This is a genomic window from Vagococcus teuberi, assembly GCF_001870205.1.
GTDB classification, from domain to species: domain Bacteria; phylum Bacillota; class Bacilli; order Lactobacillales; family Vagococcaceae; genus Vagococcus; species Vagococcus teuberi.
Genome location: NZ_CP017267.1, coordinates 1,448,851 through 1,470,740, shown reverse-complemented (window position 1 = coordinate 1,470,740; position 21,890 = coordinate 1,448,851). Strand labels below are relative to the sequence as shown.

The following is a 21,890-nucleotide window of genomic DNA, read 5'->3' as shown; positions in this document are numbered from 1 at the left end:
TTTATTGAAAAGTTGAAATTAGGAGAATGGGTATGAAAACATTAGTTGTTATTGCGCATCCAAATTCACATGAATCTGGTGTGCAATCATTTTTAAAAGAGAGTTGCGCCTCTCTGACAGATGTCACGATTTACGATATTCAAGAAGAGCTATCTTCTTTTGATTTGAAGAAAACACAAGAATTACTAGCATCGCATCAGCGAATTATTTTTCAATTTCCGATGTATTGGTATGCAGCTCCTGATATACTATATAATTGGTTAGAAAAAGTATTGACCAAATCATTGTACCAATCTGGATTGAAAGGAAAAGAACTAGGTATTGTGATGAGTATGGGACAAAAACTATCAGCATTTCAAGCAGGTGGCACAGAACATTTTACTATTTCAGAACTGTTAAGGCCGTTTCAAGCATTGGCTTATAAATGTCTTATGACTTATTTACCACCATTTCCTATTTCATTATTCCCATATCTAAAAGAAAAAGAAAAGCATCAATTACTCATTAGCTACCAACAGTATTTAACAAAAGAAAATGATCACCGTTTTGTGACAAGTGAGAAATGGGTGATTAATCGTTTGAAAGAATTATCTGATAAAGGATTAATCAATGACTTAGACAATCGACTGTCATTTATCCAAGATACATTGGAGAATAACCGTATGGAGCTTGATAGTTTACTAGCAACACTTGAAGAAATGAGGGTGGACTAATTGGAAGAAAAAGAGTGGATATTATCCGAATTGTCTTTATTACAACAAGAAGAACAGTCATATGAAGTTCAAGCATTTTTAAGTGAATTAGCGTTTATTTTAAAAGAGCAATACAAACGAATTGAACAAGCTGAAGGAGAGATTGATGGCTTACTTTGGAGCCCCAAAGAGTGGTAGTTATTTATCTTTTAGTCAAAATTTGTTATAGTAAAGAAAAATAGATTTGATAGGAGATCCAATGAAGTATGCAAACTATTTAATATTACTTTTTCTTTTGGTTGGCTTAAGTGGTTGTGGCGAAAAGAAAACACAAACACAAGAAACAACAGAAAGTACAACTGGAATGGTTGTAAAAGATAAAAAAGGGAAGCGTAGTACGGTTGTTAATAATATGCTAGTAGGTCACTCAAAAATTAGTTTTAATAATGAAAAATATGACATATTGTCTGAAGGGAAGTTTACGCAAGAAACTCTCTGGGGAACGTTTCAACAAGAAAATAATCAAAAAACATATATCCAAATAGATGCTTTTGATAATACACAAAAGATGTATGGTGATATTGAGGGGTATGTATTAGATGGCGTGCAATGGGATGAGGCAGAACCAGTTCAGTATCTAGGTGTGATGGAAGAAGCACTTCAACCATCTAAAGATAAAAAAGCATTGATGTATAAAGCTAGAACAGGTGATGTCATTTTTTCAGTAACAATGTTTGGTAAAGAGAAACTAACCAATAAAGATATTTTAAACCTAAAAGAGATTGCGAAAAGTATCAAAGTAGAATATGTCGCAGATCAAATGATTTCCGCAGGCGGTGAGTAACTTCATCGCTTTTTTATATTTTTTTGGAAAAAATTCAAATTTAATCTTATTAAATAAAACGTAAGTTTGGTAAACTGTATAGCGTAGTATATAAAATGACTTTTTAGGAGGAAATAGGCATGGATACATTAGTAAATTTTCGAGATTTAGGAGATATTGTAACCTTAGATAATAAAAAAGTGGTGCCACACCAATTTTTAAGAAGTGGTGAAGTTGTTAACATTTCAGAAAAAGATAAAGAAACATTAACTAAAATTTATGGTTTAAAAAAAATTATTGATTTTAGAGGAGATACTGAGGCTAGTCAAAGTCCAGATGATACATTAGTTGGAGTGATATACGAACACATTGATATTTTGGGTGAGTCAGCCAATCAAGGTGCCAGTTTGGAAGAATTATTGAGCCCTAAATACGATCCTAAAAAAGCCATGATGACAATTTATGAAGAATTAGTTTTATCAGAAAATGCACAAAAAGGGTATTCAAAATTTTTAAGTGATTTCATTAATCAGCCAAATGAAACAACTCTTTTCCACTGTTTTGCTGGGAAAGATCGAACAGGATTTGGTGCAGCGTTGATTTTACATAGTTTAAACGTCTCTAGAAAAGCGATTGAAGAAGATTATTTAAAAACGAATGAATCGCGTAAACCAGCTAATCAAGCTATTTTAGCAGAAATGAAAGAAAAAGGAGCAAGCGAAAAACAAATGTCGAATATGCTTATCATGTTGAATGTTGATAAAGCTTACTTAGATTATGCGTTTGAATTGATTGAAACACACTATAACAGTGTTGAAAATTATTTTACGACTGTTTTAAACTTACCTGAAACATTTTCAGAAGACATGAAAAAACTATACACTATCTAAAAGGAAATCAATTTTGATTTCCTTTTTCTAATGCTAAAAGAGATTGTTTAATGGATAAACCAAATTCAGATGAACCAAAGTAACCTATTAGTTTTCCTGACTGACTAATCACACGATGGCATGGAATAATAATGGGAATGGGATTTTTTTTACATGCTTGGCCGATAGCTTGATAAGCACGAGGATGATTTGTTTTTTCAGCAATATTTTTATATGAATAGGTTACACCATATGGAATATCACGTAGAGCAAGCCACACAGCTTTTTGGAAAGGAGTCCCTTTTTGTAAGTCAATCGGAACACTAAATTGTGTGATTTGTTTTGAGAGAAATTGTGTGATTTCTTGTATGCATTGTTGAGTAATTGGATTGTCTGAATAGTCGTAAATTTTTTCTGACGTATGTTCTAAAAAACAGATGTTAGTAACACCATACTGACTGGCTTTAATATCTAATAAAAAATGACCAACTTTATATGCCATTTTATCTCACTCCTTTGTTTATCATAATACCCAATTTTAGTGAGATATGATAGTATAAAAGGTATGAGAAGGGACGTTAATCATGAAAGAAATCATTCACTTATTGCATACAAACGATATGCATTCACACATAGAAAGATGGCCTAAAATAAGACGATGGCTAAACGACACAAAACGACTTTACACAGAAGAAAAAGAAACGGTTTTTACTTTTGATGTTGGCGACTTTTTAGACCGTGTCCACCCTTTAACTGAAGCAACAGATGGATTAGCCAATGTCGAGTTGATGAATCAAGTTCATTATGATGCGGTGACGATTGGAAATAATGAAGGAATTACGAATAGTAAACAAGTTTTAAATGACTTATACAAAGAGGCCAACTTTCCAGTTGTGTTAAGTAATCTAAAGGATTTAGATACCCATGATTATCCAGATTGGTCAAAGCCTTATATTATTACGAAGACTAAAGAGAATACAAAAATTGGTGTGTTTGGCTTAACAGCGCCAATGGAATTAAGTTATTATCCATTTGGTTGGCAAGTGATTGACCCATACATTTCAGCTAAAGAAATGGTTGAAGAGTTAAGAGAAAAAGCTGATGTGATAGTATTGTTATCCCATTTAGGCATTATAGATGACAAAAAAATGGCCCAACGTTATCCTGAAATTGATGTTATCTTAGGCTCTCATACGCATCATTTATTACCTGAAGGGCTAATGGAAAATGGTGTCCTTTTATGTGCGGCGGGACGTTTTGGTGAACATGTAGGAGATGTCACGTTAGAATTAACAGATAGAATCATCACAAAAAAATCTGCTAGAACTACTAGTTCAGATAGTTTATGGGCTGATAGTCATGATAAACAAGAAAGTGAAGAATTTTATCGTTATGGGAATTTTTTATTAGAAGAAAAGTCGGTGGCTAATTTAGGAGATGCATTAGACAAGGAAACGACTCTAATAATTGCCACATTAGAAGCAATGAAAGAAGCCAGTGGATGTGATGTAGCAATGGTAAATTCAGGATTATTTTTAACGGATATTGGCCCTGGATTAGTGAACGAGAAACAGCTCCATACAAGCTTGCCACACCCGATGAATTTGATTAAGGTCACCTTAAAGGGTAAAGAGATGATTCGACTAGCCAAAGAAGTAGTCAAAAATCGAGACTTTTTAAGAAGATTTCCAATTATTGGGATGAAATTTAGAGGGAAATACTTTGGTGAAGTATGGTATGATGGCTTTAATTATGATGAAACAACAAACGAAGGTTTTTGGTTAAATGAACCAATTGAAGATGAAGCAGAATATAGTTTTGTAACGGTCGACCATATAGCATTTGTACCGTTTTTCCCGACAATTGAGATTGCAGGAAAAATTGAAATACTTGGCCCAAGTTTTTTGAGAAATCATCTGGCGATTTATTTAAGTAAATTAAACATTAAAAGATAGAGGTAAACAGTATGTCGAGAAAGAATAAACAAGTAATAGAAGAAGTAGAAAATATCGACACTCAACCAGAGGAAGTTGATGACGTTCTCTTGGAAATGTTAGCAAATTATAATCCGGAGTCTTTTCCACTAGCAAATGGGACTTATCGATTAGTAAAAGATTATCGTGATGGGTTTGATTATGAAGCTTTAATTAAACGATATAACGATGTGTTGGCAAAATATGACTATATCGTTGGTGATTGGGGATATGATCAGTTGCGTTTACGTGGTTTTTTTAAAGATGACTTTAAGAGTGCCCCGCTTGATGCAAAAATCAACACGTTAAATGATTATTTATATGAGTTTTGTAATTTTGGATGTGCTTATTTTGTGATTGAACAAATTGGTGAGTTTAAACGAAAAGGTCGTTCATCAACATTTAAGTCATCAAAAAATAAAAACCAAGCTCATATTAATGAGAAAAAATATGACAGTATAAATAATAAAAAGCCTAAGTATAAGGGGAATAATAAGCAACAACAAAAGAATAATCAATCAACTAACAAGGAAACTAATAAATCAACACAAAATAATACCAATGTAATAAAAGAGCGTCACTTTAAGATAAAGAAAAAAGAAGGTTAGGAGAAAAAAATGACTTATAAAGGGTATTTGATAGATTTAGATGGCACTATTTATTTAGGAAACCAATCAATCGATGCAGGGAAACGATTCGTTGATCGATTAAAAGAAAAGAATATTCCTTTTTTATTCGTAACCAATAATACGACTAAAACACCTGAAGCAGTAAAAAATAGATTACATGATTCATTTGATATTGATGTATCTGACGAGACGATTTATACAGCCAGTTTAGCAACAGTTGACTACATGAAAGACAAAGGTCTTGGAAATAGAGTTTATGTTATTGGTGAAGAAGGACTTAAAGAAGCGATTTTTTCATCAGGTTTTATTCTAGATGAAGAGAATCCTGACTATGTTGTAGTGGCTCTAGATACAGATTTAACATATGAAAAATTAGCGGTTGCGACTTTAGCGATTCAAAAAGGGGCGCATTTTATTGGTACAAACCCAGACAAAAATATCCCGACAGATAGAGGATTAATGCCTGGAGCTGGAAGTTTAATTGCGTCTATTGAGACGTCTACCCAAACAAGTGCTGCTTATATTGGAAAACCAGAAGCTGTTATGATGGAAAAAGCGTTGGATAGATTGAAACTTAATAAAAATGATGTCATGATGGTTGGCGATAATTATGAGACAGATATTCGAGCAGGTATTGATAATGATATTGATACGTTGTTAGTTTTAACTGGATTTACTAAAAAAGAAGATATCCCAACGTTACCTATTTCTCCGACACAGGTGATTAACTCTTTAGATGAGTGGCAGGTATAATTCGTGGTAAAAGCAAAAGAGTATTTAAAAAGAATTGTGTTAATTTTATTTTTATTGAGTCTAGCCATTACGTTAACGATTAATGCAAGATGGTTGTATCAATTAGATATCAATTATTTAGGCATTACAGAATACACGGATTACTCCAAACAAACTATTATGTCTAATTATGACGACTTGATGCGATACTTGAATTTTTTCTGGATAAAAACTCTTTCGATGAAAGATTTCCCAACATCAGCTGAAGGCGCATTTCATTTTGTTGAAGTGAAGCAATTATTTCAGTTAAATTATGCCGTGTTTTTTATCACGTTAATTCCAAGTGTGATGTATCTATATCGTTTATTTAAAACAAAAATGGTGTGGACATTGTCACATATGATACAAGGTATTTTGATGGGACTAGCAACACTGTCTTTTTTTATGATTGTGGCGTTTGACCAATTTTTTGTGTTGTTCCACGAAGTTTTTTTTAATAACGATGCGTGGATGTTTTATCCTGAGACAGATCCTATTATTTTAGTCTTGCCTCAAGACTATTTTTTCCATTGTTTTACTTTGTTTTTTGTTTTATTTATTTTATTTTTAATTGTATTACTTATTAAAGGAAAAAAAGAATTAAAAAAAACCAGTGATGCGTAAAGTATCACTGGTTTTCGTTTAGTCGGTCGGGTTCAGAGTGAGCTAGACGACTTGCTGCAGCGGCTGCAATAGCTCCGACAATATCATCTAAAAAGGTATGAACTTGATTGCCTTCATGTGAATTCAATTTTTCTAAAATACCTGGTTTGACTTTATCTATATAACCATAGTTAGTAAAACCAATGGAACCATATATATTAACAATAGATAATGCTAATATTTCATCAATTCCATATAAACCTTCATCTGTTTCAAGAATTTCTTGTAAAGGTTCTAACACTTGATGATTTTCTGCAGCGATATCAAGTTGAATCCCTGTCAAAATAGCATTTTGAACTTCTCTTTTATTTAAAACAGCCTCAACGTTTTCTAAACACATATCAAGAGTTAAATCTTGTACGTATTTTTCTTGTAGAAAGTAAACTAGTTCTGCTATGTCCTTAATTGTTACACCACGATCTAATAATAATTGTCGAGACATTTTTTTAAGTGTTTCTTTTTTTATTGTCATTATGTCACCTTCTTAATTAGTATTGTTAACTAGTATAACCTAGTGTCAGAATTGTAACAAGTATGAGCTATTGGTCAAATAAACTAGTGCTATGCATCGGTTGAACACGTTCTTTAGGATTTATGTGGTTTACTGCGTGATTAACGGCAATCGGTGCTTCACCAAATCCAGTTGCGATAAGTTCAACTTTCCCATCATACGTTGAAATATCTCCAATCGCAAAAATACCGTCAACAGATGTTCTAGTAGCAGAATCCGTTACAATTGATTGACGCGTTAATTCTATTGGCCAATTCTTTATTGGCCCTAGTGAAGAAGAAAAACCGTAATTAACGAGTAAATTAGATACGTCAATTGTTTTTGAGTCATCTGTTTTTGGGTTAAATAAGGTAACACCTGTTAAGTGTTCTCCATCTCCATGTAATTCTTGAATAACAAAAGGCGTTTCGATTTCGACACTTGATTGTTCTAATAAGCTGATACTATGTTCATGCGCTCTGAACGTTGGACGACGATGAACTAGTTTGACAGATTTAGCAACATCTTCAAGCATCAATGCCCAATCAACCGCAGAATCACCACCACCACAAATCATGATATCTTTTCCTCTAAATTGTTCCATATCAGTCACAAAATAGTGTAGTCCTTTTCCCTCATACTGCTCATGACCTTCAGTTGTTAATCGTTTTGGTTGAAACGCGCCATTACCGGCAGCGATGATTACTGTTTTGGAATAGTGTGTGCCTTTTTTGGTAATAAGTTTAAACATGGCACCTTCTTTTTCAATTTGCAACACTTCTTCATCTAAACAAATGGTTTGATCAAACGGTTTAATTTGTTCAACTAATTGATCGACTAATTGTTGTGCTTTTATATTTGGAAATCCTGCTACATCGTAAATGAGCTTTTCCGGATAAAGTAAACTAAGTTGTCCTCCAAGTTGTGGTAGAGATTCAATAATTTTAGTTTTAGCTTGTCTCATTCCAGCGTAAAAAGCAGCGAAAATCCCAGCAGGTCCACCACCAATAATTGTAATATCATATATTTCTTTTGTCATGTGAAACTCCTTTACTAAATCAATACACAAAGTATAAATGACATTTTTAGATAAAGAAACTATTTTGAATTTTGAAGTGTTTTTAATTGATTTGTGACACAGCGTCATATACAATGACACCATGTCATAAATCAGTTAGGAGGTAAATTTATGCCAAGTCTCACATTTTTTCGTTTAGAAGAAGAAAAACAGCAAAAAATTATTGCAGCATGTGAAAAAGAATTTTCTGATGTTCCAATCCACCAAGCATCAATTGCCAATATTGTGAAGTATGCAGGTATTCCAAGAGGGAGTTTTTATCAGTATTTTGAAGATAAAGATGATGTGTTTTACTATATTTGCGATAATTTAGTAAAAGAACCTGAAACAACATTCATGGCATTATTTAAAGAAAATAAAGGAAATTTATTTTTAACCATGCAAGAATTTTTTGATTATTTTATTCATTTGGTTTTAAAAAGTAAGCATGCAAAGTTATTAAAAAACATCTTTATGTATATGGATTACAAACGTTCAAGTGAAATTTTTGATGAGTTAGGTGTTGAAAAAAGAACACAAAAACAAATAATGGGTCGAAAAAAACAACGATATCATCAGTATGAAGAATTAGTAAAAAATGTTGATTATTCATACCTAAAAATATCTGATGTGAAAGAGTTAAAAGTATTATTAAGATTATTGTTTTATACGATGCACGCATCAATTAATGAAATTTATCGTTCAGAACAAATGGGAAAAAAAATAAACATTGAAAAAGCGAAAGCGGAATTTAATATGAAGCTAGATTGGATTGCCTACGGGGTAATTGAAGATAAATAGGAGGATAGAAACATGTTAAGAATCATAAAACGAATGTCTCTACCAGCAGTTTTAGGGGCTATTTTATTCATCGTAATTCAAATTACGAGCGATTTGTATTTACCAACACTCACGTCAAATATTATTGACAAAGGAGTTACTAAGGGAGATATCTCATACATTTGGCGCGTTGGTTTTGTGATGATAGGTATTTCATTTGTCGGAATATTAGCATCTATTGCTAATACATTTATTGCCACAAGACAAGCGCAAAAACTAGGTAAAAAATTACGTTCTGAGATTTATGAAAAAGTAGAATATTCATCTCAACGCGAATTTGACAAGATTGGAACAGCGTCTTTAATTACCAGAACAACCAATGATGTTAATCAAATTCAAATGGTTAGTCAGATGTTCTTAAGAATCATGATTAATGCACCAATCACATTAATAGGTGCAAGTGTTTTGGCTTTTTATCGTGACAGAGAACTGACAAAAATATTTTTATATGTCATTCCAATGATTATATTAGTTGTAGGTGTCACAATGTATTTTGCGATTCCATTATTTAAAAGTTTACAAGAAAAAACAGATAGACTGAACTTAGTATTTCGTGAAGGACTAACAGGTGTACGGGTTATCCGTGCATTTAATCAAACAAAATTTGAAGAGTATCGTTTTGATGATGCCAATAAAGACTACACGAATACTGCCATAAAGGTAAATACACTGATGTCATTCTTATTACCTGTGATTACGTTCATTATTAGTGTGACAAATGTATCTATTATTTGGTTTGGAGGTCATAATATCGCGGAAGGAACGCTTGAAGTAGGGAATATGATGGCGTTTATGACGTATGCTATGCAAATTTTAATGAGTTTTGTGATGATGGCGATGATTTTTGTGTTTGTACCCCGTGCTCAAGCATCAGCTGTTCGTATTAACGAAGTACTTGACATGAAAGACGATATTAAAAATCCAGATTCACCAAAAGCATTTAATTCAGATAGTTCATTAACATTTAACGAAGTTAGTTATAGCTACAGTGGTGCTGAAAAACCTGCTTTATCTGATGTTGATTTTACCGCAAAAAAAGGTGACACGGTTGCGATTATTGGGGGGACTGGTTCAGGTAAATCGACGTTGGTCAATTTAATTCCACGTTTCTTTGATACAACAGAAGGTGAGATATTAGTTGATGAATGCAATGTAAAAGATGTCTTGCAACATGAACTAAGAGAAAAAGTCAGTTTTGTACCACAAAAAGCAGTGTTATTTACCGGAACAATCCGATCAAATATGCAATACGGGAAAGAAAATGCAACAGACGACGAGATTTGGCAAGCTTTAGAAACAGCACAAGCAAAATCATTTGTTTCTGAATTACCAGATGGTTTGGATAGTAAAGTTGAACAAGGTGGAACAAACTTCTCAGGTGGACAGCGTCAACGTCTATGTATAGCTAGAGCACTCATAAAAAACGCATCAGTCTACGTGTTTGATGACTCCTTCTCAGCACTTGATTTTAAAACAGATGCTGCTCTTAGAAAAGCATTGAAAGAGTCGATTACTGAAGCAGTAGTCGTCATAGTAGCGCAAAGAATTAGTACCGTGGTGGATGCTGATACGATTCTTGTATTAGATGATGGTGTCATGGTAGGTCGTGGCGATCACCAAACGCTAAAAGCAACAAATGATACCTATCAAGAAATTATTTCATCACAGTTGAGTAAGGAGGAAATAGCATGAGACAGCACGGACCTGGTGGAGTAAAAGGAAAAAAAGCAAAGCCAAAGAATTTTTGGAAAACAACTAAACGTTTAATGTCATATATGATGAAGCGTTGGTACTTAATTTTTTTAGTGTTTGTTTTAGCAACAGCCTCTACTATATTTCAAATTCGAACTCCTAAAATATTAGGAGAGGCAACAACTGAAATTTTTACTGGACTAATGAAAGCAAAAGAAACCATGATGAGTGGTGCTAAAGTAAGCAAAATAGATATTAACTTTGATAAAATTGGTAGCATATTAATGATTGTATTAGCGATGTACATTGCATCAGCTATTTTCAGTTTTATGCAACAATTTATTATGACACGTATTTCTCAACGAACAGTGTATCAATTAAGAAAAGAATTTAAAGAAAAAATGGGACGTGTCCCTGTTTCTTACTATGACACGCATTCAAATGGTGATATTATGTCTCGTGCGATTAACGACATGGATAATATTGCTACAACCCTTCAACAAACGTTAACTCAGTTTGTTACAAGTATTTTAATGTTTTTCGGGGTACTGTGGATGATGTTAACAATCAGCTGGAAGTTAACAATTGTTGCAGCGTTGACAGTGCCACTAAGTTTAATCATCACAATGATTATTGCACCAAAATCTCAACGATATTTTGGCAAACAACAAGCGAGTTTAGGTTTATTAAACAATCAGATTGAAGAAAGCTATAGTGGACATGCAGTTGTTAAAAGTTTTAATCATGAAAAAGACAATATAGATGTATTTGAAATTCAAAATCAACATTTATATGAATCTGGTTGGAAATCGCAGTTTATTTCAGCGATTATTATGCCATTGATGAACTTTGTAAAAAATATTAGTTATGTCTTTATAGCTATATTAGGTGGGATTCAAGTAGCAAATGGATATATGCCTTTAGGGGACGTACAAGCTTTTATGCAATACACTAACCAATTTGCTCAACCTCTAAGTCAAATGGCGAATCTGTTAAATACAATTCAATCAACAATTGCTTCGGCTGAACGTATTTTTGATGTATTAGATGAAATGGAAATGAGTGATACAACAGTTGATAATTCACTTGCTACACCAACAGACGCGGTTGTGTCATTCCAACATATGGCATTTGGTTATGATGATAGTGAATTATTGATGAAAGACTTTAATTTAGATGTATTTAAGGGACAAAAAGTTGCCATTGTAGGACCAACTGGTGCTGGTAAAACAACAATTATCAATTTACTGGAACGCTTTTATGATGTCTCAGGTGGTGCGATTTTGTATCAAGGAAAAGATACTCGTAATATTAAACGTGAAACATTACGCTCACATTTTTCAATGGTACTACAAGATACATGGTTATTTGCTGGCTCAATTTATGACAATATTCGTTATGGGAATATGGATGCTAGTGAAGAAGATGTTATCCGTGCAGCCAAAGCAGCACGTGTTGACGAATTTGTTCGTCGTTTGCCAGAAGGATATGATACTGTGTTAAACGAGGACGCATCAAATATTTCTCAAGGACAAAGACAATTAATCACAATTGCACGTGCCTTTTTAGTTAATCCAGATGTTTTAATCTTGGATGAAGCAACTTCTAGTGTTGATACAAGAACTGAAATATTGATACAAGAAGCAATGGATAGATTATTAGAAGGTCGTACAAGTTTTGTTGTGGCTCATAGATTATCAACGATTCGTGATGCAGATAACATTATTGTGATGGATCAAGGGGACATCGTTGAAACAGGAAATCATGATCAATTACTTGAAAAAGCCGGTTTCTATGCTGAATTGTATAATAGTCAATTTTCAACAGGGGTAAGTATTTAATAATTAAAATGATATTCATCTAATTTTTCGAATATAATAATGGAATTTCTTGGATAAAAGGTGTTACAATGTAAAGTGACGTTAAGGGAAAAGACATTGATTTTTAAAATTTAGGGGGAAATGAATATTATGGTTAACTTTTCATTAAATCCAAACACCAAATTGACTTCTGTTGCCATCAAAGTAAAAGATTTTGACAGAATGTTAAGTTTCTACCAACAAGTTGTTGGGTTTGATTTGATTAATGAAGAAAATGATATGGCTATTTTAGGTATTGGTAGTCAGAAAAGAAAATTGCTGGGATTGATTTCGACACCAGATGGCGTTGAAGGTTCAAATACTCAGACTGGATTAAACCATACATCGTTTGTTTTTCCAACTAGAGACGACCTCGCTCGTTTTATCAAACATCTCATGTTAATTAATTATCCAATTGAAGGCGAAAGTGACCATGGATTTTGTGAATCTGTTTATATCAGTGATCCTGAGAATAATCGTTTAGAGTTCAGTTGGGATAAGCCAAGAGATGAATGGCCAATGGTAGATGGTAAAATAGATGGTGTAACCAAAGAATTGAACATTCAGAAACGTTTAAATCGAGTAGAAGGAGAATATACATCTGTTCCAGAAGAAACCAAAGTGGGACATGTCCACTTGTCTGTTTCTGATTTAGAAGAAGTATACAAGTTCTATGCTGAAAAATTAGGCTTTAAAATTAAAGATGATGATTTTAGCTCAACTCATTTGCTTTCTGTGAATGACTATCATCACCAATTAGCAATTAATGAAGCTCAATCAAATGGAGTGTCTCCAGTTATCCATGAGACGGATTTGGGAGTAGACCATGTGACATTTGATATACCAACAATGGATGATTTACTTTTATTAAAAGAAAATCTAGAATCACTCGGGTGTGATTTTTATTATAATAAAGGAAAACGAATCATTGGATTGTACGATCCTAGTGGTATTCATTTATGGTTCATCGTTTTTAAAAAAGAAAATAAAAAATAAATAAAAGCTGATAATAGTTGCTAGTATTTGACTAGCTATTATCAGCTTTTTTCTTAAATAAGGAGACATTATGTTTGAAAAAACTATCGCTACTATTGAGTTGATGCATCAAGATAAGATCATACCAGGAGCCAATTATCTTTTTTTAAAACAAGGTGATATACAAAAAGGAGTCATTGGTTTTAAAGAAGTGATGCCAGAAGAGATAAGTGCAACTCATGACACACTTTACGATATGGCTTCTCTTACGAAAGTCATGATGACTAATACACTTGTTTTGCAATTAATCGAAAAAAATGTTTTAGACATTGATGCCCCATTTAAAACCTATTTACCATCATGGCATGAAGAACGTGTGACATTACGACATTTATTGACACACACGTCAGCCGTTTATGGATACATTGAAAATAGAGATGAGTTATCAGGAGAAGAACTTAAACAAGCAATTTTACGCTTACCGGTTAATAAATCAATTATAGGAAAGAAAAAAGTGTATACTGATACAGGCACATTATTGATAGGATTTATGTTGGAAGACTATTATAAGCAAAACTTACATGATTTGTTTACTGAAAAGGTCTTGCATCCATTAGGAATGACTTCAAGTGGCTTTACAAACATTGATAAAACGAAATGTGCACCTACTCAGGTTACTAAAACAAGAGGAGTCATAAAGGGTGAGGTTCATGATCCAAAAGCCTACCAACTAAAAGAACACTGTGGTAGTGCGGGTTTATTTAGTACAATTGATGATAGCTTTAAGTTTGTTCAAATGATGTTGAATAAAGGGGCATTACCATCTGGCGATAAGATGCTTTTACCCGAAACAATAGAAAGTTTATTACAAGACTACACGCCAACAGCTACTCTGTCTCGTTCCTTAGGGTGGGATTTAAGGTATCATTTAGAAAAAAAACATCCAATATTATATCATACAGGTTATACGGGTACTTTTATGTTGATAGATATTATAGAACAAGAGGCTTTTATTTTTTTATCAAATAGAGTTCATCCTTATGATAATAGACAAGATTACATAAGAAAACGTGATGAATTAATCGAGGTTTTTCAAAAAGAACAGACGAATTAGATAAGAAATGATATACTATTTTTATCAATAAAGATGAGGTGAAGGGAAAAGATGACAAAGCCATTATTTTTAAAACCAGTATTCCAAGAAAAAATTTGGGGTGGAGAAAAATTATCGACAGAATTTGGTTATGAATTAACTAGTAAAACGATTGGTGAATGTTGGGCAATTAGTGCGCATCCTCATGGTGTTTGTACGATTGAAAATGGGGAATTCAGTGGAGAAAAGTTAGATGATTTATGGAAAAAACATCCAGAATTATTCGGTCATCCAAAGGAAAAAGTTTTCCCATTATTGACTAAAATTTTAGATGCAGAAGATGATTTATCTGTACAAGTTCATCCAGATGATTTTTACGGATTAAGTCACGAAGGAGAGCTTGGAAAAACTGAGTGTTGGTATATTATAAGTGCTGAACCAGGATCTGAGATTATTTATGGTCATCATGCTAAAACAAAGGATGAATTAAAACGAATGATTGATTCTGGTGAATGGGATGATTTGTTGAGACGTATTCCTGTCAAAAAGGGAGATTTCTTCTATGTGCCAAGTGGAACAATTCATGCGATAGGTAGTGGGATTATGATTTTGGAAACTCAACAAAGTAGTGATACCACATATCGCGTGTATGATTACGATAGAGAAGATGATAATGGCATTACTCGTGAATTACATATCCAACAATCACTTGAAGTAACAACAGTTCCTCATGTTGATCCTAAAATAGCTGTTACACAACTGAATGAAAATAAATCAAGTATTACTACCTTTATAGAATCTGATTACTTTAATGTATATGAGTGGAATGTTAATGGTATTTTGGATATTCAGTCTCATGCGCCTTATACACTAGTTAGTGTGATAGATGGATTCGGTTATTTAAAATTTGATGAGCAATCATATGAGATTTCTAAGGGTATGCACTTTATTTTACCAAATGGAGTAGATACATGGTCATTAGAAGGAGATTTAGATATCATTGCTTCAGAACCTGGAAAGAAAAATAGATAGTATCAAAAAAGAGCTTGGCCTAAAAGTAACTTTTTAAATGAGAATCACTCAAAAACAGAAGTACCATGAAATCAGTGTTTTAAGAAAGTGATTTCATGGTATTTTTTTTAAGACTTTTGTGTCAGGCCCTGTTGCTTATTATAATAGGTTTGTTATCGGTTTGTACTCTGATAAACGATTTTGATCTTCGGCCACTTCTTTAGAAGTTAATACACCGTTATATGTATTGAAACCATTTAATAAGGCTATATCTGTTTTTATAATATCTGTCAAGGGCTTGTTTGCTAATTTAACAATATAAGGTAAAGTGTTGTTAGTTAAAGCAAGTGTTGATGTACGAGCTACTGCACCAGGCATATTGGCAACAGCGTAGTGAACAACACCATGTTTAATATATGTTGGATCATCATGGTTTGTTACATGGTCAGTTGTTTCAAATATACCACCTTGGTCAATGGCAATATCAATAATCACTGAACCAGGCTTCATTTGTCTAACCATATCCTCAGTTACTAAACGTGGAGCTTTTCGTCCAGGAATTAAAACAGCACCAATTACTAAATCAGCTATTTTAACTGATTTTTCAATGTTATGTGAATTTGAAATAACCGTTTCAATAGTATTACCAAAAATATCCTCTAATTCTGCTAATCGTTTTGGATTAATATCTAAAACACGGACTTTTGCACCTAATCCAACTGCAATTTTTGCAGCATTTGTACCAGCGACCCCACCACCTATAATAACGATTTGACCTTTTTCAACCCCGGGAACAGATGATAGTAAGACACCAGATCCTTGGTTGATTGATTCTAGGAAGTAAGCACCCGTTTGAGGAGCCATACGTCCTGCAATTTCCGACATTGGTGTTAGTAATGGTAAAGATCCATCAGGTAAACGAACTGATTCATACGCTATCGCTGTTACTTTATTTGCCAATAAAGCATCAGTTAACTCTTTATTAGGTGCTAAATGTAGATAAGTGAATAAGATTTGATTAGGTTTGAATAAATGATATTCAGATGCCAACGGTTCTTTAACTTTTAAAACCATGTCTACATCCCATACATCTTCTTGATTTTGAACGATGGTTGCACCCATTTCCTCATAAGCACTGTCTTCAAATCCAGCACCTGCACCTGCTTGAGTTTGTATGAAGACTTCATGCGAGTTCTCCACTAAAATTTTTACAAATGGAGGAGTCAATGCAACACGATTTTCATTGTTCTTAATTTCTTTTGGTACGCCAATTTTCAATTTTTTTCACTCCTATTCTTTCATAACTTATTAAAGTTATAACAATACTCATTATATATATAATGTCAAAAAAATGCTAATAAAATGGTATTTATATCAAAGAGAATACAAAAAGTGTTGGCTCTATAATTTAAAGGACTGATGAATCAAAATTCGATTCATCAGCCCTTTTTAGTTTATTTTATTTAAAAATATGTCGTCTATCTAGTAAAATTTAAGTACCAAACAAAAACATTAGGTAGAAAGGGCGACATGTCATGAATAATCATATCAAAAAATGCTAAGAATAACAGATAATCATTTGAATTTAACTAGTACAGAAGAAGCTAACATTAATGGAAGGAATACTTTAATTATTAAAGGGACTTATTTCCCTGTGCCTTCGGCTTGTAAAAATTGCCACTCAGCCGTTGTTGATAGTGATGGAAAGACAAATGTCGTGAGAAACGGGAAAAAAGAAGTCACTATTCGTCTATTACCTTATCAAAACCTACCTACTATTTTAAAGCTAAAGAAACAACGTTTCCATTGTAAAAATTGTAACCATAATTGGACTGCTCAATGCTCAATCGTTGAAAAAAATTGTCATATTAGTAAGTTTATTACTTTGCAAATCTTAGAACTTTTAACTGAAAAAATATCTATGACGTTAATCGCTAAATTATGCCAAGTCTCCTTAACGACTGTTATAAGGGTTCTTAAATCTGTTGAAACTCAATTACCACATCAACTTAAACCCCAGTGATTTCCTGACGTTCTGATGGTAGACGAATTCAAGTCGCATGCTAGTAGAGAAGATAAGATGAGCTTTATTTGTGCCGATGGAAAAACAGGAGAATTAGTTGATATACTACCTAGTCGGACATTAAATAAACTCACTGTTTATTTTAATCGTACGCCTTTGGAGGAACGAAAAAAAGTAAAGTTTTTAGTCACTGATATGAATGCTGCTTTTAATGAATTTAGGGTACGAGAAATGAAAGTATTGATTCGCCAAAAGAAAAAATCAGAGGCTAATAAACTGAAATCAAATTGGAAATTCCTTTTAAAAAATCAACAAAATATCTCTATTTCTGAATTTAAAACCTGGAGAAGTTTCCCTTCTCCAAAGTACCCTCTTTTAACGGAATCAATGATGATCGATCGACTACTCTCATTCTTTGCGAATCTAAAAGAGGCTTATGATATTTTCCAACTACTAACGTATCATTTTAGACATAAAGACGGTCAATCTTTTTTTAACCTGTTAAAAAACTTACCTAATAACTTAGATAAGCTATTTAAAGACAAATAAGAGAACTTACTTACCTATGAAACAGGTATTCGTAATGCCCTTCTTTATGATTTTTCCAATGGAAAAATTGAAGCCAAGAATACTCATATAAAAACACTAAAACGAATGTCATACGGATTTAAATCATTTCACAATATGAGAATAAGGATTTTCTTGATAAACGTCCTTATAAAAATAAAATAACTAAAAAAGATGATGATTGTGAGATTACTCTCACAATCATCATCTTACCAATTTAACTTATCAGTCCTATTTGACAAAGAGCCAGTATTTTATGCTCTAATTTAACTCTTTCAGTTTAAAGGTTTTTTCGTATTTTGTTTTCATAGCCATATTTAGTAATCTAAGTGCAAGTTGTTTATTTTTGGCTAATAAAGGTCCGTGAAAATATGATCCAATGACATTTTTATAAATAACCCCTTCAGTTTTGTCTTTCCCATTGTTTCCATACCCTTTTACAACTTCTCCAAGAGGTTTTTCACCTTCTCCTAAAAAAGTCATACCATTATGATTTTCAAAGCCGTAATATGTTTCGTCAAATTCTTTATTATAAATTTCAATATCACCGATAAAACGGTTATTATCCTGGCTAAGAGTATAGTGGGGAAGAGCGGAGATTCCTTCAATTTTTTCACCATGAGCGCCGATGTAATACTCACCTAATAATTGGAACCCTCCACAAATAGCAAGCATCACACCATCGTTTTCAATGTAACGAGTGATAGCGTCTTTTTTTGTTTGTATGTCTTCAGAAACGATTTTTTGTTCATAATCTTGACCTCCACCGAAAAAGACAAAATCATATTTCGTCTCATCAAAATCTTCAAACACGCTGATGATTTCAGTATCAATTGTAATGCCTAATTTTTTTGCATAGTAGTTTAATAAAAGTAGGTTACCATTGTCACCATATGTATTCAATAAATTTCCATACAGGTGACAAAATGTTAAATGATAGTTTGTCATACTAGGCTTCCTCCTTGATAAACCCTTGTTGGATTAATTCTTTTCTTAAGCCTAATACTGCAGTGTATGTGGCTAAAATATAAACATGTTCAGTTGGTGCTGATTTTATTTCTTCGATGACTTGTGTAAGTGACGATGTTTCAACTAAATTTTCTTCGTTAATGCCAGCTACTTTTAATCGAAGTGACATATCACTCTGACGTTCTCCACCTGAGATGACTTTAGGAATATCTAATTCACCTAATTCTTCTAATTGACTGTCCCAAATCCAGCTGACATCAATTCCGTCAGCATAGTTTGCATTCAGTAGTGCAGCTAGTGAAAATGGGTAAGGAGATAATTTCATCGTATCAATCACTTGATTTAGCCCAACTGGGTTTTTAACTAAAACAAGAGTGCATTTTTTATCTCCAATCTCAATGACTTCTTGACGGCCAAACACTTTTTCGTCGTACGCTAAACCTTTTCTGATTTTTTCTGATGAAATATTATAATGTTTCGCTACAGCCGTTGCTGCTAGAGCATTATAAATATTGTACATGCCACCCACTTCAATTTGGTAGTCATGCTCATCAATCGTAAAGGTAGAAGAGACATTAGTCATGTGTTTAATGTCAGTTAAGGCGACATTAAGTTCAGGGCGTTTGAAATCACAATTAGGGCAATAATAATCTCCTAAGTTACTATATGTAATCATTTTATAGTGAAGGATGTGATGACAGTGAGGACAAAGGACACCATCAGTATTGTAGTGAGCCATTTGTTCTTCGTCATCTTTATGGCTAAAACCATAATATTCACGTGGATTAACTGTATCAATCGAATTAAATATCGGTAAATCACCATTCATTAATATTGGTGCTTTTGGTGCTTTTTTCGCCCCATCAACAATTAATTGATAAGTCGTGTAAATTTCACCATAGCGATCCATTTGATCACGAAAAATATTGGTAAATAAGAATAACTCAGGTGTTAAAAATTCGGTCACTTTATTTAAACTGGCTTCGTCGATTTCTAAAACAGCGACGTTTTTGCCATGTTTGTTTTTCTTTCCTTGAAGGAATGTAGAAACAATTCCTTGTAGCATATTAGCACCTGTTGTATTCGTAACAACAGAATCGAATTCCTCTTTTAATATATTAACCGTTAACGCAGTTGTTAACGTTTTTCCATTTGTTCCAGTCACAACAATCACATCATAATCTTTTGCTAGACTTGAAAGAATTGTTGGATCTATTTTTAAAGCCAGTTTTCCAGGCAAGCTACTGCCACCTTTGAAAAACGTTTTTAATAGCCATTGTGAAGATTTACCAACAGTTGTCGCTAATCCACTTTTAAAACTCATATACATTCCTCCTGTGTATACATTAACCTAATCATAATACCATAAAAAAAGAATGGATAGATTAAAAAAATCCATAAGATTCTATTAATTAAGATAACAAAAAAACCTCAGAACATAAAACTATCTGTTCTAAGGTTTGAATTAACCAATAATAATTTTTTCAGCTGGATAAACATATCCGCGGTCATGTTTTTCTTTTGGAATGAAAATCATCAATGTGTAAAGCATGCCAATACGTCCGACAAACATTAAAATGGCTATGACAACTTTACCAACAGGTGACAGATCCGAAGTAATACCAAGGGATAGTCCTGTCGTTCCAAAGGCTGATGCGACTTCCACAATTAAGGCAATCATGGATTCATTTTCTGTAATGGTCAAAATAAGAATTGATAAAAAGCACATAAAAGCAGATAAGTTAAATACAACAATGGCTTTTTTGATATCTGTTTTGTCAATTCGGCGATTAAAAACCGTCACGTTTTCTTGCCCTTTGATAAAACTATACATGTATAAGCCCAGAATTGCGACAGTAGTTGTTCTGACTCCCCCACCAACTGAGCTTGGACTGCATCCAATAAACATCAACATAGAAAAAAGTAGAAGAGTTGGGGTTTGAAAGTCATTTAGATTATTCAGCTGCAACCCAGCATTTCTAGTGGTAGTTGAGTAAAACATGGAGGTTAGCCATTTTTGCGACTCTGTCATGTCGATAAACAGATGATTTTTTTCAAGTAAATAAATTAAAACAGTTCCAACAACAAATAAAATCAAGTAAATACTAATCGCTAAACGACTAAAAAGAGAAAAACGAAAAGGTAATCCGTGTTTTTTTCGTTTGTAAAAAAACCATTCCTTCACTTCCATTAACACTGGAAAGCCAATTCCACCAATCATAATTAAAATCATTAAAACAGGTAAAAAGAAGAAATCATTTTTATATGGAGTGACTGATTCACCCGTTACGTCAAAACCTGAATTAGTTACCGCGGATACGGATTGATAAAATCCATGAAATAATGAATCAATCAGATTTAAGTGATGTTCAGCAAAATAAAAATGTGCAGCAAACACAAAGCCAAAAATCAACTGGATAACTAATAAGGTTAACATGGTATTTTTAATTAATCTGATACTACCGCTCAATTTTGGTGAGTTCATATCAGTCATAATGAGCTGTCTACGTTTTAGGGATATTTTTTTCTTTGAGAGGATAAAGAAGAAGGTTGATACCATCATAATCCCGAATCCACCGATTTGAAATAGAATTTCAAGTAAAATAATCCCACGTTCATTAAATATCTCGTTAATATTAAACGTACTTAACCCCGTCACACTGATAGTACTGATTGCCATAAACACCATATCAAAGGTCGAGTATGATACATTATCTTGATGAAAATAAGGTATATTCAATAGAAAATAAGCGGCTGCTGTCATCAAAACATAATAGATAAAAATGATTTGAATACTTGATAGGTGCCGATTGATATAACGAGTTCCATAATATTTTAGTTTCATATAAGAAAAATCTAAACGAGGCAAGTCATCTCCTCCTAATCTAGTTATG

The 21,890-nt window shown here is 33.1% G+C and carries 21 protein-coding genes and 1 pseudogene; 15 read left to right on the top strand and 7 right to left on the bottom strand.

Annotated features, from left to right (window positions below):
- Positions 1 to 32: 32 nt before the first annotated feature.
- The 4 genes from BHY08_RS07090 to BHY08_RS07080 all read left to right on the top strand — a co-directional run bounded on the left by BHY08_RS07090 (position 33) and on the right by BHY08_RS07080 (position 2,405).
- Complete coding sequence (locus tag BHY08_RS07090) at positions 33 to 713, top strand: NAD(P)H-dependent oxidoreductase (RefSeq protein WP_071457206.1); 681 nt, start codon at positions 33 to 35, stop codon at positions 711 to 713.
- A complete protein-coding gene (locus BHY08_RS11120; protein WP_169817674.1) occupies positions 714 to 890 on the top strand; it encodes a hypothetical protein in 177 nt (58 codons plus the stop codon).
- Between the two features lie 61 nt (positions 891 to 951).
- Entirely contained in the window at positions 952 to 1,536 is a 585-nt protein-coding gene (locus BHY08_RS07085) for a hypothetical protein (RefSeq protein WP_071457205.1), read from the top strand.
- A gap of 119 nt (positions 1,537 to 1,655) precedes the next feature.
- Positions 1,656 to 2,405 (top strand): tyrosine-protein phosphatase, encoded by a 750-nt coding sequence (locus tag BHY08_RS07080; RefSeq protein WP_071457204.1) that lies wholly within the window; start codon positions 1,656 to 1,658, stop codon positions 2,403 to 2,405.
- Between the two features lie 7 nt (positions 2,406 to 2,412).
- Here BHY08_RS07080 and BHY08_RS07075 read toward each other — a convergent pair whose 3' ends face one another.
- Positions 2,413 to 2,886 (bottom strand): methylated-DNA--[protein]-cysteine S-methyltransferase, encoded by a 474-nt coding sequence (locus BHY08_RS07075; protein WP_071457203.1) that lies wholly within the window; start codon positions 2,884 to 2,886, stop codon positions 2,413 to 2,415.
- Between the two features lie 82 nt (positions 2,887 to 2,968).
- Between BHY08_RS07075 and BHY08_RS07070 the strand changes: the two genes are divergently transcribed.
- From BHY08_RS07070 to BHY08_RS07055, 4 genes are read left to right on the top strand one after another with little or no spacing between them, the layout of a single operon-like run.
- Complete coding sequence (locus BHY08_RS07070; RefSeq protein WP_071457202.1) at positions 2,969 to 4,339, top strand: bifunctional metallophosphatase/5'-nucleotidase; 1,371 nt, start codon at positions 2,969 to 2,971, stop codon at positions 4,337 to 4,339.
- A gap of 11 nt (positions 4,340 to 4,350) precedes the next feature.
- Complete coding sequence (locus tag BHY08_RS07065; RefSeq protein ID WP_071457201.1) at positions 4,351 to 4,965, top strand: YutD family protein; 615 nt, start codon at positions 4,351 to 4,353, stop codon at positions 4,963 to 4,965.
- Positions 4,966 to 4,974: 9 nt separating this feature from the next.
- Positions 4,975 to 5,739: a TIGR01457 family HAD-type hydrolase gene (locus BHY08_RS07060; RefSeq protein WP_071457200.1), complete on the top strand. Its 765-nt coding sequence runs from the start codon at positions 4,975 to 4,977 to the stop codon at positions 5,737 to 5,739.
- Between the two features lie 3 nt (positions 5,740 to 5,742).
- The gene (locus tag BHY08_RS07055; protein ID WP_071457199.1) at positions 5,743 to 6,381 is read left to right on the top strand and encodes a TIGR01906 family membrane protein; all 639 of its coding nucleotides are present in this window, start codon (positions 5,743 to 5,745) and stop codon (positions 6,379 to 6,381) included.
- 4 nt (positions 6,382 to 6,385) lie between these two features.
- On the opposite strand, the gene BHY08_RS07050 is transcribed toward BHY08_RS07055, so the two are convergent.
- On the bottom strand, positions 6,386 to 6,892 hold the full coding sequence (locus BHY08_RS07050; protein WP_071457198.1) for a phosphatidylglycerophosphatase A family protein: 507 nt from the start codon (positions 6,890 to 6,892) through the stop codon (positions 6,386 to 6,388).
- A gap of 67 nt (positions 6,893 to 6,959) precedes the next feature.
- The gene (locus BHY08_RS07045; RefSeq protein WP_071457197.1) at positions 6,960 to 7,949 is read right to left on the bottom strand and encodes an NAD(P)/FAD-dependent oxidoreductase; all 990 of its coding nucleotides are present in this window, start codon (positions 7,947 to 7,949) and stop codon (positions 6,960 to 6,962) included.
- A 150-nt stretch (positions 7,950 to 8,099) separates the two neighbouring features.
- Between BHY08_RS07045 and BHY08_RS07040 the strand changes: the two genes are divergently transcribed.
- The 6 genes from BHY08_RS07040 to manA all read left to right on the top strand — a co-directional run bounded on the left by BHY08_RS07040 (position 8,100) and on the right by manA (position 15,458).
- Entirely contained in the window at positions 8,100 to 8,768 is a 669-nt protein-coding gene (locus BHY08_RS07040) for a TetR/AcrR family transcriptional regulator (protein WP_071457196.1), read from the top strand.
- Between the two features lie 12 nt (positions 8,769 to 8,780).
- A complete protein-coding gene (locus BHY08_RS07035; RefSeq protein ID WP_071457195.1) occupies positions 8,781 to 10,499 on the top strand; it encodes an ABC transporter ATP-binding protein in 1,719 nt (572 codons plus the stop codon).
- Complete coding sequence (locus BHY08_RS07030; protein ID WP_071457194.1) at positions 10,496 to 12,340, top strand: ABC transporter ATP-binding protein; 1,845 nt, start codon at positions 10,496 to 10,498, stop codon at positions 12,338 to 12,340. Before BHY08_RS07035 ends, BHY08_RS07030 begins: the two co-directional genes overlap by 4 nt.
- Positions 12,341 to 12,469: 129 nt before the next feature.
- Complete coding sequence (locus tag BHY08_RS07025; protein WP_071457193.1) at positions 12,470 to 13,354, top strand: VOC family protein; 885 nt, start codon at positions 12,470 to 12,472, stop codon at positions 13,352 to 13,354.
- A gap of 70 nt (positions 13,355 to 13,424) precedes the next feature.
- Positions 13,425 to 14,447, top strand: a complete 1,023-nt coding sequence (locus BHY08_RS07020) for a serine hydrolase domain-containing protein (RefSeq protein WP_071457192.1) — start codon at positions 13,425 to 13,427, stop codon at positions 14,445 to 14,447.
- 51 nt (positions 14,448 to 14,498) lie between these two features.
- The gene (manA, locus tag BHY08_RS07015) at positions 14,499 to 15,458 is read left to right on the top strand and encodes a mannose-6-phosphate isomerase, class I (protein WP_071457191.1); all 960 of its coding nucleotides are present in this window, start codon (positions 14,499 to 14,501) and stop codon (positions 15,456 to 15,458) included.
- Between the two features lie 138 nt (positions 15,459 to 15,596).
- Here manA and ald read toward each other — a convergent pair whose 3' ends face one another.
- Positions 15,597 to 16,715, bottom strand: a complete 1,119-nt coding sequence (gene ald / locus BHY08_RS07010) for an alanine dehydrogenase (RefSeq protein WP_071457190.1) — start codon at positions 16,713 to 16,715, stop codon at positions 15,597 to 15,599.
- A 277-nt stretch (positions 16,716 to 16,992) separates the two neighbouring features.
- On the opposite strand from ald, the pseudogene BHY08_RS07005 reads away from it, so the two are divergent.
- Positions 16,993 to 18,192, top strand: a pseudogene (locus BHY08_RS07005) (transposase).
- A 96-nt stretch (positions 18,193 to 18,288) separates the two neighbouring features.
- On the opposite strand, the gene BHY08_RS07000 reads toward BHY08_RS07005, so the two are convergent.
- The 3 genes from BHY08_RS07000 to BHY08_RS06990 form a co-directional block, all read right to left on the bottom strand.
- Complete coding sequence (locus BHY08_RS07000; protein ID WP_071457189.1) at positions 18,289 to 18,975, bottom strand: type 1 glutamine amidotransferase; 687 nt, start codon at positions 18,973 to 18,975, stop codon at positions 18,289 to 18,291.
- A 1-nt stretch (position 18,976) separates the two neighbouring features.
- Entirely contained in the window at positions 18,977 to 20,320 is a 1,344-nt protein-coding gene (locus BHY08_RS06995) for a Mur ligase family protein (RefSeq protein WP_071457188.1), read from the bottom strand.
- A 141-nt stretch (positions 20,321 to 20,461) separates the two neighbouring features.
- Complete coding sequence (locus BHY08_RS06990) at positions 20,462 to 21,841, bottom strand: TrkH family potassium uptake protein (protein WP_071457861.1); 1,380 nt, start codon at positions 21,839 to 21,841, stop codon at positions 20,462 to 20,464.
- Between the last annotated feature and the right edge of the window lie 49 nt (positions 21,842 to 21,890).